14 protein-coding genes and 1 tRNA gene are annotated in these 13,583 nt (G+C 65.2%); 3 read left to right on the forward strand and 12 right to left on the reverse strand.

All coding sequences use genetic code 11. The annotated features are described in order from the left end of the window. Positions 1-42: 42 nt before the first annotated feature. Positions 43-660: a YdcF family protein gene (locus AU072_RS01065; protein ID WP_235629894.1), complete on the reverse strand. Its 618-nt coding sequence runs from the start codon at positions 658-660 to the stop codon at positions 43-45. A 101-nt stretch (positions 661-761) separates the two neighbouring features. Here AU072_RS01065 and AU072_RS01070 point away from each other — a divergent pair, with 101 nt between their 5' ends. Further along, positions 762-2,030: an amidohydrolase gene (locus tag AU072_RS01070; RefSeq protein WP_064412013.1), complete on the forward strand. Its 1,269-nt coding sequence runs from the start codon at positions 762-764 to the stop codon at positions 2,028-2,030. 32 nt (positions 2,031-2,062) lie between these two features. Here the strand turns inward: AU072_RS01070 and AU072_RS01075 are convergent, their stop codons facing one another. Next, positions 2,063-2,920: a class II glutamine amidotransferase gene (locus AU072_RS01075; protein ID WP_064412014.1), complete on the reverse strand. Its 858-nt coding sequence runs from the start codon at positions 2,918-2,920 to the stop codon at positions 2,063-2,065. A gap of 163 nt (positions 2,921-3,083) precedes the next feature. Between AU072_RS01075 and AU072_RS01080 the strand changes: the two genes are divergently transcribed. Next, a complete protein-coding gene (locus AU072_RS01080; RefSeq protein WP_064412312.1) occupies positions 3,084-3,686 on the forward strand; it encodes a hypothetical protein in 603 nt (200 codons plus the stop codon). 78 nt (positions 3,687-3,764) lie between these two features. On the opposite strand, the gene AU072_RS01085 is transcribed toward AU072_RS01080, so the two are convergent. From AU072_RS01085 to AU072_RS28115, 7 genes are all read right to left on the reverse strand, one after another. Beyond that, the gene (locus AU072_RS01085) at positions 3,765-4,163 is read right to left on the reverse strand and encodes a nitroreductase family deazaflavin-dependent oxidoreductase (RefSeq protein WP_064412015.1); all 399 of its coding nucleotides are present in this window, start codon (positions 4,161-4,163) and stop codon (positions 3,765-3,767) included. Positions 4,164-4,357: 194 nt separating this feature from the next. Continuing rightward, a complete protein-coding gene (locus AU072_RS01090) occupies positions 4,358-6,010 on the reverse strand; it encodes an acyl-CoA synthetase (RefSeq protein ID WP_064412016.1) in 1,653 nt (550 codons plus the stop codon). A 124-nt stretch (positions 6,011-6,134) separates the two neighbouring features. After that, positions 6,135-6,208 (reverse strand) — tRNA-Leu (locus AU072_RS01095). 68 nt (positions 6,209-6,276) lie between these two features. Next, positions 6,277-6,618, reverse strand: coding sequence for a contact-dependent growth inhibition system immunity protein (locus AU072_RS27385; protein ID WP_082680888.1), 342 nt, complete (start codon positions 6,616-6,618; stop codon positions 6,277-6,279). Beyond that, positions 6,615-7,685: an RNase A-like domain-containing protein gene (locus AU072_RS28475; RefSeq protein WP_235629895.1), complete on the reverse strand. Its 1,071-nt coding sequence runs from the start codon at positions 7,683-7,685 to the stop codon at positions 6,615-6,617. The genes AU072_RS27385 and AU072_RS28475 overlap by 4 nt, the downstream gene beginning before the upstream one ends. A 6-nt stretch (positions 7,686-7,691) precedes the next feature. Further along, positions 7,692-8,597: a hypothetical protein gene (locus tag AU072_RS28480; RefSeq protein WP_235629896.1), complete on the reverse strand. Its 906-nt coding sequence runs from the start codon at positions 8,595-8,597 to the stop codon at positions 7,692-7,694. After that, on the reverse strand, positions 8,594-8,869 hold the full coding sequence (locus AU072_RS28115; protein WP_133147251.1) for a hypothetical protein: 276 nt from the start codon (positions 8,867-8,869) through the stop codon (positions 8,594-8,596). Before AU072_RS28115 ends, AU072_RS28480 begins: the two co-directional genes overlap by 4 nt. 394 nt (positions 8,870-9,263) lie before the next feature. Between AU072_RS28115 and AU072_RS01115 the strand changes: the two genes are divergently transcribed. Further along, positions 9,264-9,602: a hypothetical protein gene (locus tag AU072_RS01115; protein ID WP_231745183.1), complete on the forward strand. Its 339-nt coding sequence runs from the start codon at positions 9,264-9,266 to the stop codon at positions 9,600-9,602. Here the strand turns inward: AU072_RS01115 and AU072_RS01120 are convergent. The 3 genes from AU072_RS01120 to AU072_RS01130 are packed head-to-tail and all read right to left on the reverse strand — an operon-like array spanning position 9,586 to position 13,575. Next, complete coding sequence (locus tag AU072_RS01120) at positions 9,586-11,202, reverse strand: RecQ family ATP-dependent DNA helicase (protein ID WP_064412020.1); 1,617 nt, start codon at positions 11,200-11,202, stop codon at positions 9,586-9,588. The two genes, AU072_RS01115 and AU072_RS01120, sit on opposite strands and share 17 nt — an antisense overlap. A 4-nt stretch (positions 11,203-11,206) precedes the next feature. After that, positions 11,207-12,802, reverse strand: a complete 1,596-nt coding sequence (locus tag AU072_RS01125) for a phytoene desaturase family protein (protein WP_064412021.1) — start codon at positions 12,800-12,802, stop codon at positions 11,207-11,209. Next, positions 12,799-13,575: an SDR family NAD(P)-dependent oxidoreductase gene (locus AU072_RS01130; protein ID WP_064412022.1), complete on the reverse strand. Its 777-nt coding sequence runs from the start codon at positions 13,573-13,575 to the stop codon at positions 12,799-12,801. Before AU072_RS01130 ends, AU072_RS01125 begins: the two co-directional genes overlap by 4 nt. Between the last annotated feature and the right edge of the window lie 8 nt (positions 13,576-13,583).

The following is a 13,583-nucleotide window of genomic DNA, read 5'->3' on the forward strand; positions in this document are numbered from 1 at the left end:
AGGCACACAGCCTGTCGGGGCCGATGCCGGTGTCGGACGGATTCATTGGCGCGTCATGACGTAGCGCAGGCTGTGGTACACCTCGCGCAGCAGCATCGGAATCTGCGTGTGCAGGGTTCTGAAGCGGCTGCTGGGCGTGGGCGACGGGTGCGCGTCGAGCCCCGGGTCGGTGGCGATACGGGTGGCACGGCGCATGTGCAGCGGATCGCTGACGATGAGCATTCGGTCGACATCGTGCTCGGCGAGCAGCGGCATGGCGAAGGCGAAGTTCTGCTTGGTGGTGCGCGATCTGTTCTCGATGAGCAGACGGTCCGCCGGGACCCCGGAGGCGATCAGCCAGGCGCGGCCCGCCTCGGATTCCGAGAGCGTGTCTCCTTGTCCGACACCGCCCGTCAGGATGATCCGATCGATCTGTCCCGATTCGTACAGCGCGGCCGCGTGCCGCAGTCGCTCCTCGAGTACCGGCGACGGTCTGTCGTCGTCGACGGCCGCGCCGAGGACGATGGCCGCATCCGCCGCCGCTGAGTCCGACCGTACGCTGAAGGCACTGATATCGATGGCAAGGCTCAGGACACCTGCTACCAACAGCGCCAGGGCTATCGCGATTCGTCGCAATCCTCCGACGAGCCGTCTGCGTCGGACCGGCCCGACTAACCGCACCAGGTCACGATACTGGGCCTCGACCAGCGGGCGCACACGGTTTATATGTGTGATGCGGCGGCAAACCTGATGCATCAGCGGCCGGCAACAGGGAGAAGACGATGACCGCCTCGTTAAGTGCAGCCAAGGCCGTCCTCGGCGGATTGAGCGGTATCCGTTCGTGGCAGGAGGACTGCTACCGCGATCTGCATCGTCATCCCGAACTGTCCCACCGCGAGCACCGGACCGCCCAGCGGGTCACCGAGGTACTCGCCGAATCCGGTTACCGCGTGCACGAGGGCGTCGGGGGCACCGGCGTGGTCGGGATCCTGGAAAACGGCGCTGGCCCAACGGTGTTGCTGCGCGCCGACATGGACGCCTTACCAGTGCACGAGGAAACCGGGCTGGACTACGCCTCCACAGTCCATGACACCGACCGGGACGGACATGAAGTCCCGGTGATGCACGCCTGCGGCCACGATATGCACGTCACTGCGCTGCTCGGGGCCGCGCGCCTGCTGGCCGACGGGCGCGAACACTGGCACGGCACGGCCGTGGCGCTGTTCCAGCCCGCCGAAGAAACCGGCGACGGGGCGCAGACCATGGTCGACGACGGCCTCGCGCAGCTACTTCCCCGCGTCGACGTATGCCTGGGCCAGCATGTGCTGCCCATACCCGCCGGCACGGTCGGAATTCACGCGGGCCCGTTCCTGGCGTCTGCCGACAGCATGCGGATCACCGTCTTCGGTCGCGGCAGTCACGGTTCGATGCCGCAATCATCGGTCGATCCTGTGGTGCTCGCCGCCATGATCGTTGTGCGGTTGCAGACCGTGATCTCCCGGGAGATCAGCCCCGTCGAATCCGCGGTGCTGACCGTTGGCAGCATCACCGCCGGCAGCAAGAGCAACGTGATCCCGGACCGCGCCGTACTGCAGCTCAACATCCGCACCTACAACGACCGCACGCGCAGCGCCGTCATCGACGCGGTGCGCCGGATCGTCAATGCCGAATGCGCCGCCTCGCGGTCCCCCAAAGAACCCGAGTTCGAACTCTTCGACCGATTCCCGTTGACCGACAACGATATTCCTACTACCGACCGGGTTCGCGACTCGTTCACCGCGGAGTTCGGTGATCAGTGTCTGGACCTGCCGCCGGGCGCGGCCAGCGAGGACTTCAGCGCCATCCCCACGGCACTCGGCGCGCCGTACACGTACTGGGGGATCGGCGGCATCGATCCGGCCGTCTACCGGCACGCCGCCGAAGCCGGCCGGGTGGACCAGGACATCGCCGTCAACCATTCACCGCACTTCGCGCCCGTCATCCAACCCACGCTCGACGTCGCCACCAAGGCACTGGTAGTTGCCGCGATGCCGTGGCTCGCCAGCGCATGAGTTCGATGCCAGCCTGAGCAACCCGCGCGCCGTCAGTTCAACGGGTGCTGAGCCGAGGCCACCGGCGGGCTGAGGTCCGCACGCGCGAGGGGGTGCGCGGGCGGGTCGGGCAGCACCGTGCGCCGGGTGATCCTCAGCTCGGCGTTCACGTGGACCAGCTCACCCGAGGCCAGTGGGTGCCACTTCTCGTGGTCCATCACCTCGCTGGCGAACACCACCGAGGGCGCGGCGTCCAAGTGCGCGCTGGACGCGCTGATCCGCTTGCTGCGCAAGCTGAAACGGCCGCGGCTGGGATCGGTGCGGTCCAGCAGCCAGAGCTCGTGCGTGTCGGGGTAGCGCAATGCCCACAGGTCGGTGGCGGTGGCCAGCAGCACGTTCACCGCGTAGATCGGCACGTTGGCGCGCAACCATCGCATCGCCTCCACCAACCCGGCTTCGACGTCGCCGCCGCGGCCGCGGATGGATCCGGTGATCAACGCGAAGACCCGTTCAGAATCGGTGTCGCCGCGCACCAGGTCCTCGACGCCGAGTTCGCCGAGCCGCTCGTCGAGCGCGTCGAGATCACCCACCACTCCGTTGTGCGCGAAGATCCGCCGGTCCTGCAGGAACGGGTGAGTGTTGTCGTCGTCCGCGGCGCCGGTGGTCGCGTACCGGACATGACCGATGAAGGTCGTGCCCGTCAGCTCGCGGGCCTCGGCCGCGAAGTCGCGGTCCTGCCACGCCGCGATCGGCTGCTTGAGCACCACCGGGGTGCCGTCGGCCTCGAACACTCCCAGGCCGGTGCCGTCCGGGTTGCGCCGGCTCTGCTCGGTCAGGCTGTCGGGGGCGTCCAGCAACCAGAACGTCGCGGTCACCGCGTCCCCGGCGTGCAGTCCGAACAGGCGACACATCAGTTCACCACCGCGAACTCACCATGCTGCCTGTCTACCCTCTCGCCGTCCGCCGGGACGGGTATCTCGCCACTTCCGATCTTCGGCGATAGCCCCCTGGCCTGTGAGCGGCGACCCGAGCTCCGCTCGTGCCGTCGGCGGTCATCGGTGCGACGATGCGGGGGTGATACGTGGGCGTGCGGTGGGGGTGGTGGCGGGAGTCGTCGTCGCGGCGGTCGCACGGCACTGGCACACCGGATGGGGCGCGACCGAGTCAGAGAAGACCGAGCGGCTCCCGGGTGACGAATATCCGTTGTCGCGCTTCGGGATGCGCGCGACACGCGCCCTGACGATCGCCGCCTCCCCCGAACGGGTGTGGCCGTGGATCGTCCAGTTGGGGTTCGGCAAGGCCGGCTGGTACTCCTACGAGCTCTTGGACAATCTCGGCCGCCCGAGCGCGCGCAGTGTGTTACCGCAGTGGCAGCAGGTCGCCGTGGGTGATGCCGCGGCACCCATGAATCCGCTTCAGGGCGTGGACAAGTCGCCGTGGCGGGTCGCGCAGGTCGCCGCGCCCCACGTGCTGGTGTGGCGGCACCCGAAGTCCGGGACATGGGCGTGGGTCCTTCGCCCGCTGCCCTCGGGTGGTACTCGGCTCGTCACGAGGCTGCGAGTTTCCTACGCCTATCCAGGCGGGCTGGCCTTCGCCCCGATCCTCGAACTCGCCGACTTCCCGATGTACCGCAAAATGCTGCTCGGTATCCGCGAGCGCGCCGAAAGGAACCGTTGAGCCGTCGACGTGGCCTGGTTACGCATGCAAGGCCGCCTATACCGCCGGCAGTGATTGAAAAGCAGCGTTGCGTTGCGGTCACGCAGTCGCCGAGCCCGCATTCGTCAGCAGCACGGCGGCCTCGTCGTATGGAAAAGCTCGGTAGAGCAGGCGAGAACGCGGTATGACGAGGGTCGCGGCCTCGGCCTTGCTGACCACCCGTGGGTTGACGAGCGCGACAGCCCGTCCACGCTTGCGTAGCACCGTCGGTCCGCCGGCCAGCACGTTCTTCAACCAGTCCGTCTGTAGGCCGTAGCCGATGAGGATGGCGTAGCCATCCTGGGTCTTGAATACCAGAAGGGGCGTTCGATATCGCTTACCCGACTTCCGCCCGACGTGCTCGAGCGTCCCGAGGTTTGGAAGCCACGGTGTGATCGCGCGAGCCGCCGGATTGGTGACTCGCTTGTTGAACTCTGCGATTCGACGAGGCACGCGCATTCTCGGAGTCTAGGTATTGATCGCGGTTCCTCGCTGACGCGGTGCTGATGCAGGGAGCCGCCGACGACAGCGACCGCTCGAATGTTAGAGCCGCAATCGGCCCCTTCCGGCAAGAACTCCGATGCCTCCAGTCGGACTCGAACCGACAACTTTGAGTCCGCTAGGGCTGTTCGATCAGGTATCTGGTCGCGGCCTCAGGCCTCGATGTCCATGTCGACCAACACCCGACGCAGTAGCTTTCCGGTGGTGTTCCGAGGTAGTTCGTCGATGAACACCACATCGCGCGGAACCTTGTGCCGCGCCAGGTTGTCTTTCACGTACTGCTTGATCTCTGCTGCGTCTTGCTCGGCGCCGGGCTCGGCAACAATGAACGCGCGCAACCGCTTTCCGAACTCAACGTCATCGACCCCGACCACCGCGACCTCGGCGATATCGGAGCGCGCCTCGAGCAGATTCTCGACTTCTTGCGGAAAGACGTTCTCGCCGCCGGACACGATCATGTCGTCGTCGCGGCCGTCCACGAACAGCAGTCCGTTCTCGTCGAAATGACCCATGTCGCCGCTGGACATGTAGCCGTCGATGATCTGTTTGCTGCGACCATCGGTGTATCCGGAGAACGGCGCACCGTTGCGGATGAAGATCCTGCCGCGACGGTTCGCGCCCTCAATCCGTCGATCGTTCTCGTCGTACAACACCACCTCGCAGGTCACCGGAGCACGCCCCGCGGTGCCGGGCGCGGCACGTAACTCGGCGGGGGTGGCGACGCTGGCGATGGCGCATTCGGTGGAACCGTACATGTTGTACAGAACATCGCCGAAGGTGTCTTGCACCCGGTTGGACAGCTCGGGGCTCAGAGCCGACCCGGCGATCAGAATGACCTTCAGTGACGACGTGTCGTACTTGGCGATAATGTCGGGCGCAAGCTCGACCATCCGGTGCAGCATCGTCGGGACCGCTACCAGCATGTCGGCCTTGTGGTCGGCGATGAGCTTCAACGTGCCCTCCGCCTTGAACCGCCTGGTCGTCACGATTTTATTGCCGAACGCTGCGCCGACGGTGTAAGTGGCCCAACCGGTGCTGTGGAAGATGGGCGACACGATGACCATGGTTCCCTTGCGCGGGAACGGTATTCGGTCGACGATCTGCGCCGTGGCGAGTGGAGAAACTGTTTCTCGCGGCGCCCCCTTGGGCAGCCCGGTCGTGCCGCTGGTGAGGATCACCGAACCACCGGCTTTAGCCGGCGGGGGCAGCGGCTCGGTTGAGTTGGTCGCGAGGATGTCGTCGAGAGTCTGTGCGCCGGAGGGCAATTCTGCACCCTCGTCGACCCATGTCAGCACCCGCGGCAGGTCGGCGGGCAGCGCGTCGAGCAGACCGAGGAACTCGCTGTCGTGGAGCACCACGGTCACCTTCTCGCGCTCGCAGACCTCGGCGAACTGAGGTTTGGCGAAACCGGTGTTCATCAACACCATTCGGGCGCCCGCCTTACCGCAGGCGGCCATGGTGATGACCAGACCGCGGTGGTCGCGGCACAGCACGCCGACGACCGAGCCCGCTGAGACCCCGAGGCTCTGCAAGCCGTGCGCCAATGCCCACGACTGGTCATCGACCTGTTTGTAGGTCAACGTCCCGCGCTCGTCGACGACCGCAGGCAGGTCCGCATACTTGCGCCCACCTTGAATCGCCATCGTGGCCTGCGGGCCGTAGGTGCGCGCAAGCTTCGCGGTCTGAACACCCGAACCTAGGTCTTTGAGGTCGATGATTCCGGTGTCGACGAGTCGTTTAGCAGCGTGCGCCGCCTCGGTGGCATGCTGCAACTTCTGTCGAACTCCGGCCAGCACGTCAGCCATCGGGCCTCCTCACCACGGTTTGCGATGCACGGTAGCAGTCACAAGTGAATGGTGATTCCGAACGGACACCGTCGGCGACACCGCCCGCAAGCCGCAAGATGCCATCTAACCCGTGCCCTTTAAGTGCCCCCAGTCGGACTCGAACCGACACTGTGCGGATTTTAAGTCCGCTGCCTCTGCCAATTGGGCTATGGGGGCTTGCGGCTCAGAGCCTAATTTAGTTCGATCCTGCGACACCCGGGGGATCGGAGCCGTTCGAGTCGTTCTCAAGCGGTGGGAGGTTTAGCACCACCGTCAATGGCAGCGGCGTGTTTCCGCAACCGCGCGGCGACCTGCCCAAGCCACTCTATGTACGTAAATTCGGGCAGTGGATAGTAATTAGCGCCCATAGTGCGTTTCACAAGTTGTTCCGAGTCAGCTTCCGTACATTCGGCAGTCAGATCATCGATCTCTTTGGCCAACGCGCGAAGCAGCTCGGCAGTGGGCTGTTCATCCTCGACGTAACTTTCGACGATCCCCTGCCAATCATCGGCTTCCAGGTCCCAATCCTCATGGAAGTACGCCCCAAAGAAATGCGATAAAGAACGTGAAAGAGATTGTGCGCTCATGGGTTAATCATCCAAGTCAACAGAAACCACCCTCCAGACCCGTCCGTTTTAAGGACCATCTTGACGCTTGACCCCGGCACCATGATGTCTGACCCACGCACCAGCACCGATCCACCTTCGAATGGTGCAACCAATTCGAGTCTTCCTCTCGCGCCGTTAGCCATCCAATCATCGAACAACTGCTTGTTCTGCTGAAGTGCAATGCTGAGCGCTGAGGACGCCTCATCGACAGATGCGAACGTTGAAACTTGTCCGAGTCGAGGCGAATCCGCCAAGCGTGCGGAGAGGTCATCAAACGTTCGACCCACGTGGCGCTCGATAAGATGCCCGCCGTTCGCTTCACTGCTGTGCAAGATCGCTGTCGCGTCCTCTAGCGCAAACGTCGGCGCCGAAGCTACGTCGGCATCGCCTCCACCGCGCGAATCAGACACCTCTGGCGTGTGGTCAACATGTGGAGTTGACGGCGCATCGGGGAAGTCATGCGCTCCCGCACTGCCGGCATCGACGGCCTCCTCAATGTGGCGCCCGGCGTTGAAGGCATCAACAGCATGTTCGAGACCCTCTGTGACGAACTTGCCACCAGGGATGGGTGCTGCGCCGGCCACGTCGAGCACGGCACCAACCCGATCCTCGACTGAGTGTTCGCTCCAATTTCGAAAAACGTCGATGTCGTGGGCGATATCGGGAATGAATCCGAGAGTGCCTTCGCTCAAAGCGCGACTACCTTCGGCGAATGCCGACGGCTCCTGCGGGAAGGCCTGAACGTCAGCATTCTCGGGAAGAGAAGGGATTGGCACTCGGCCCCCACCAATTTCGCCCGCCGCCGCGTTCAGGTTCTGCAGAACTTCGGTCTGACTAGATACGTCACCACGGGTATCGAACAAAGCCTGTCCCAAAGCATCGAGCTGGTCACGGCTGGGACCGGCACCCGGCCCCGCGACCGCGGACTGGGCCAGGGCGTCATCGAGTGCAGCTTGGGCAGACGCAACGCTCTCGTGCGCAGCATCCACCCTCGCCTGCTGCTGACCAACTACCGACGAATCGGCGCCGACGACCGGAGCCTCCAACGGATGCTATGTGTATCGCCGGTGCTCGCTCTTGCCGTTCCCGGCGTGCTGGTCTCGGATGCGCTCCAATGACGTAAGCGGTGCCGTGACAGGTCGCCCTCCGACTTCGGACAGCGCCTCATCCAGGCTCGAGGGTTGTTGGCCTTCGGCGGTAATGGGATCACCCGACCGTGTTTCCAATGGCGACTCAGCATCATCAGCGCCGTCAGCGGTCCCCTGAGGCAGGAGCATGTCCTGCCAGCTTCCCGCAGATTCCTCGGGCGGTGAACCTGGTTTCACACCCTCTTGCGAGTCGGCATGGGGATCGTTGTCCTGAGTCTTGTTGTCCACGAGCCGAATCGACGGATGGGTTTCATTCTCGTCGCTCGCACCTTCAAACTGAATACCTTGCAGTTCAAGGCCTTTTGCCTGAAGCTGGCGCCCGACCAGGGCATCGGTGGCGACAAGCTGTTCGGCGCGCCAACGGATGAACTCAGCGTGCTCGGTCGCAGTAATCGCGCGGGCAGCAGCGGTTTCCACATCGTAGGCGAGGTTGTCAGTCACCGAGAGATCATCACCGACGCTGAAGTCATTCTGTTCGGCTTCGGCGATGGCTTCGAGCACTCGGGTGCGCGCGCCCTGGATGTCCTCACTGCCGCGGGCGGCGACATCGGCGGCCTCACGATGCACATCGCCCTGTAGACGTACTACGGAAGTATCCGCAGTTACTCGGTCTAATGCAGCGTCCTTGGCGTCACCTTCCCAAGTCGTACCGCCAGGAGTCAAAATGTTCTGCCTGTGCTGCTCGAACGCGGATTCCAATGCACCCGCTGCTGCCCGCCAGCGGGTGGCGGCAGACTCCAGGTCCGAGCTGTCCCACGACTCAATGTCCGAGCGGCTAGGTACCGCGCTAGGCGCAGCGGCAGCGCTCACATGGTCACCGCGGTAGCGTCCGCAGTGCCCCCGTCCGTGGCGTCGTAGCGGTCACCTGCTGCAGCGACATCACCGGCCTGACCAGCAATGCGATTAGATATGCGCGTCCGCACGATGGCACTTGCCGCATCAAACGCCGCCATTCCCGAACCACTCGGGCGGGCACTAAGAGAGCCATCAAAGCCATTAGCGAGCACATCAGCGGCGACAGCGATGCTGTCAGCGGCAGCCGACTTCAACCCGCTCGCGTCGACATTCAGGACTTTTGCCATGTCACCCCCATAACCCTGCCAGATTACCGTAGGTTTTTGAGTCCCCCTGCGGCGGAAAACCAGACAGTTCCGGTGACGGGTGGGTTTCCTAGGAAGCTTGCCGATCCGCGGTCTGAAAGACTACTGCTGCCATTGTTTCTCGCAGGACGCCAGTTCCATCGGGCCGAAGACCATGCCAAGTCTGGAGGTCAACCTGCCCGCGGGCATGGCATGTCGGCATCCCGCAGTCACTGATCAACCAGCCGAACCGACAGTGAGATGAGGATTACGACGACCCGCCGGACCGTAACAATTCTTGGACGTGACCGATGCCCCAGACCGATGCCCCGAGCGCGCTGACCGCGATAGTGTCGATGTTCAGGGTCCCACTGACGAAAGCGCAAAGATGTCAACGGTGAGGAAAGTCCGTATCGGAGGCCGGCTGACGATCGCCGGTGCGTTTGCGATCGCGGTGGCGGCGGCGCCGCTGACTGCCGCCTTCGTCGCCACCTCCCCCAGCCCGCCTGGCCAACTCGCCGCCTGCCCACCCGGCGAGGACAGCGACCTCTACAGCGGACATTGTGTGCCGTACCTGGTGCCCAACACCGCCTCAGCAGTCAACAACGCCTGCCCGCCCGGGGTCAGCGGCGCCGAGTGCACCGGGTCGACCGGCAATCAAGTGCCGCCCCACGCACCGCCCGGGCCGTCGCCCGAGCTGCAGGAACTCGAAGACGTCGTCACGCCGGGCTACTAGCCGCCCGTACATCCAGCAGGTCGTTGTCGCGCACGGCGTCCAGAGTCCGGTATCCGTAGAGGTCGAACAGCACGGTGATCCGGTCGGCGTCTCCGCCGAGCACGGTGCCCGCGCCCCATTCGCGATGTTCGACGGCCGTGCCCATAGCGATGGCCGGCTCACCGCGGTCGGTGGCCGTGTGGTCGCGGCAGCGGTCGCAGTTGCCGCAGGGCTCGGGGAGGTAGTCGCCGAAGTAGGCCAACAAGAACTGCCTGCGGCAGTCCGGTGTCTCGGCGTATGAACGCATCATCTCGACGCGCGTCCGGTCGACCCGCTCCCCGATCTCGGCCATCTCCACGGCCTTGCGGACCGCGTCGTCGGCGGGCATGCCGGTGTTGGTGAAGCCCGACCTGGCCGATTCCACCGCACCCGCCTGCTCGAGCAGGTTGATCGACGATGTGAGCCGGCGTCCTCGCTCACCCAGTTCTTCACGAAGGACCTTGAGCCGCTTCGGCTTCCGGGCATCCAGAGCGCTGTAAACCCGCCGCAGCAACTCCTCGTCCGGATTGCGGGTTGCGAAGAAGTTCCCCAGCGTGAGGTCCTCTGTCCGGTAGAACAGGATCGCCTCGGCGGGAGCGTCGTCTCGGCCGGCGCGCCCCAGCTGCTGGTAATACGCGTCGACGGAGTCCGGCACGGATGCGTGCACCACGAACCGGACGTTGGGTTTGTCGATGCCCATGCCGAACGCCGAAGTGGCCACGACGACGCCGACCTCGTCGTCCCGGAACCGATCATGAACTTCGGTGCGCTGCTTGGTGTTCAGCCCCGCGTGGTACCCGACGGCCGATACGCCTCGCTGTGTGAGCTGCTCGGCATAGAACTCGGTGTCCCTGCGGGTGGCGCAGTACAGCAGCCCCGGCGTTGCAAGCTGCTGCACCAGATCGACGACGTCCTGGCGTTTCCGGGCGTCGTCGGTGTGGTGACGGACTTCGAGTGAGATGTTCGGCCGGTCGAACCCGCCGGAGATCACCGTCGGCTCGCGCAGCCCGAGGATATCGACGATTTCGCGGCGGACCACCGCCGACGCCGTCGCGGTCAGCGCGACGACCGGCGGCCTGCCCAACCGCTCGATCGCGTCGCCGACCCGAAGGTACGAGGGCCGGAACTCGTGTCCCCACGCCGACACACAGTGCGCCTCGTCGACGACGACGAGCGACGGCTTCACCGCGGCCAGTCGTTTCATGACGTCGTCCTTGATGAGCTGCTCCGGACCCAGAAACACATACCGTGCCTCACCGCGCTCGACGGCCTCCCACGCCCGGTCGAGGGACGTTGCACTCTGGCGTGAGTTGATCGCCACCGCATCGGGAGCGTCGGACTCCTCGAGCGCGGCGATCTGGTCGTGCTGCAACGCAATCAACGGCGAAATGACGATCACCGTCCGCGGCAGCAACACCGCCGGCACCTGGTAGATCGCCGACTTGCCCGAGCCCGTCGGCATCACCACCAGCGCGTCGCGACCATCCAAGATCGCGGTCATCGCCTCGAGTTGTTCTGGCCGCAGCGTCTGCCATCCGAAGACCTTCTTGGCGACGTCGCGTAACCGTTTGGAGCCGCTCACCGGCTCATCGCGTCATCAGCGACAGGATCGCGCGGTTGAACTGTCGACGCGGCCAGCCCAGTCGACCGGCATTGGACAGTGCGGCACGCGCCGCGTTGCGGCCGCAGACACCGTGCACTCCCCCGCCCGGTGACGCGCCGGCGCTACCGAGGAAGACGTTCTCGACCGGCGTCTCCGCGCCGCCGAAACCCGGGAACGGCCGGAAGATCAACTGCTGGAACAATTGTGATGTCCCGCCGTTGACCGCACCCGTATGCAGGTTCGCGTCGCTGGCCTCCAGGTCCGACGGCCGCTGAATGGACTTGCCGACGATGTGGTCGCTGAACCCCGGCGCGTGCTTCTCCAACACCACGTCTACCGCCGCCGACAGCTGATCGGCGGAGGCGTCATCGGCTACGCCGCGGGGCAGATGCGTGTACGCCCAGGCACTTTCGGTGCCGGCGCGCGATCGGGTGGGATCGGAAGTGGTCATCTGGCCGAACAGCAGGAACGGATGCAGCGGCACGGTGCCGGTGTTGAGGTCGGCCATCCACCGGATCAGGCCGTCGTGGTCGGCGCCGAGGTGGACCGTCCCCGCATCGCTCAGGCTCTTGGATCGCCACGGGATCGGCGCGTCGAGCGCGTAGTTGATCTTCAACACCGGTGTGTCCCAGACGAACCGGTCGATGCTCTGGACGACCGATTCGGGCAGGGCATCGGCCGGGAGAAGGTCGCGGTACAACATCGGCGCCGAGGTATCGGCGATCACGGCGCGGCGCACCTTTACGGTCTCACCGCCGGCGGTGTGCACGGACACCGCGCGTCGGCCTCGGACGTCGATCCGATCGACCTGCCGCCCGCACTCGATGCGCGCCCCTGCCGACGTCGCCCGGTTCACCAGCGCCGCCGTAAGTTGGCCGGCGCCGCCTACCGGAACCGGGAAGCCGCCGTCCTGGGCCATCATGATCAGCATGTAGCCCATGACGCCGCTGCCGGGTGCGTCGATGGGAACGTCGGCGTGCATCGCGTTGCCCAACAAGAGGAGTCGCGCTGCCTCGCCCTCGAACAACTGCTCGGCCATCACCCCGGCCGGCAGTAGAAGAAGATGCGCGAGCCGAAGCGCCTCGGCGGTACCCAGCTCACGCAACAGTCCGACCGCTCCACGCATGGGCGGGAACGGCGCGAACAACGTCTCCAGCAGCGGTTCCTTGATGCGCTGCCACTGGGCGAACAAGTCGCGCCAGCGGGCCCCGTCGCCGGGCGTGCGGCGCTCGAGATCCTCGGCGGTGCGGTCGAGTTCGCGCCAGATCAGCGGTGCGTCATCGTCATCGGCAGAACTCGCATGGCCGACGACCGCCGGTGAGTGCGACCAGCGCAGGCCGTGATCCTCGAGGTGCAGCGCTTTGAGCGCCGGTGAGGTGACCGAAAGCGGATAGAACGCGCTGTAGAGGTCGCTGACATAGCCGGCGAACAGTTCTGCACTCTTGACCGCGCCGCCGGGTTGTTCCTGCGCCTCCAGAACCAGCACATCCCAGCCCTCGTCGGCGAGCATGGCCGCGGCGACCAATCCGTTGTGGCCGGCGCCGATCACCACGGCGTCGGCGGACCCTGACACGCTCACTTCGAGATCAGCCGGTTGGAGGCGGCCTTCACCGAGTCGGGCAGGATCCGGTTCATCAGGCCGAGCCCTTTCGAAAGTGGCGATGACGCAACGATTTTCTTCCTTCCCTCCATCAGCGCGTCGAAACCCTGCTTGGCGACCTTTCCGGCATCGTCCTTCGGCATGCGTCCCACCAGGGTGTCGAGCATGCCCGCGCGCTTGAAGAAGTTGGTGTCCGTCGGCCCGGGCATCAACGAGGTGACGGTGACGTCGGTATCGCGCAGTTCGTCCTGCAGAGCCTCGGCGAGCGACTGCACAAACGATTTTGAGGCGTTGTAGACGGTCTGATACGAGCCGGGCATCATCGCCACGATCGACGATGTGAACAGCAGCTTGCCCGAGTTGGCGCTCACCATGTCGGCGAGCACCAGCTTGGCCAAATGCGTCGTTCCCCGGACGTTGAGGTCGATGATGTTGAAATCCTCTTCGAGCCCGCGGTCGACGAATCGGCCGCCGCCTCCCGTACCGGCGTTGAGGGCGACGGCGTCCAAGCGGCGGCCGTTCTCGGTGGCGCTGCCGTAGAGCCGATCGACTTCGTCCTCTTGGCGGAGATCGACCTGAACCGCGCGGACCTCCGTCCCGCCGGCCGCGAGTTTGTCGGCGCTGGCGTGAATGCCGTCATCATCGGCGGCCACGATGAGGTCGTAGCCGTCGTCGGCGAACAGCTTCGCCAACTCGAAACCGATGCCGCTCGAAGCGCCCGTCACAAGCGCGAGTGGTCGTCCTTGAGCCATGGGGGCGG

It is taken from the genome of Mycolicibacterium novocastrense, assembly GCF_001499835.1.
In the GTDB taxonomy this organism is placed as follows: domain Bacteria; phylum Actinomycetota; class Actinomycetes; order Mycobacteriales; family Mycobacteriaceae; genus Mycobacterium; species Mycobacterium novocastrense.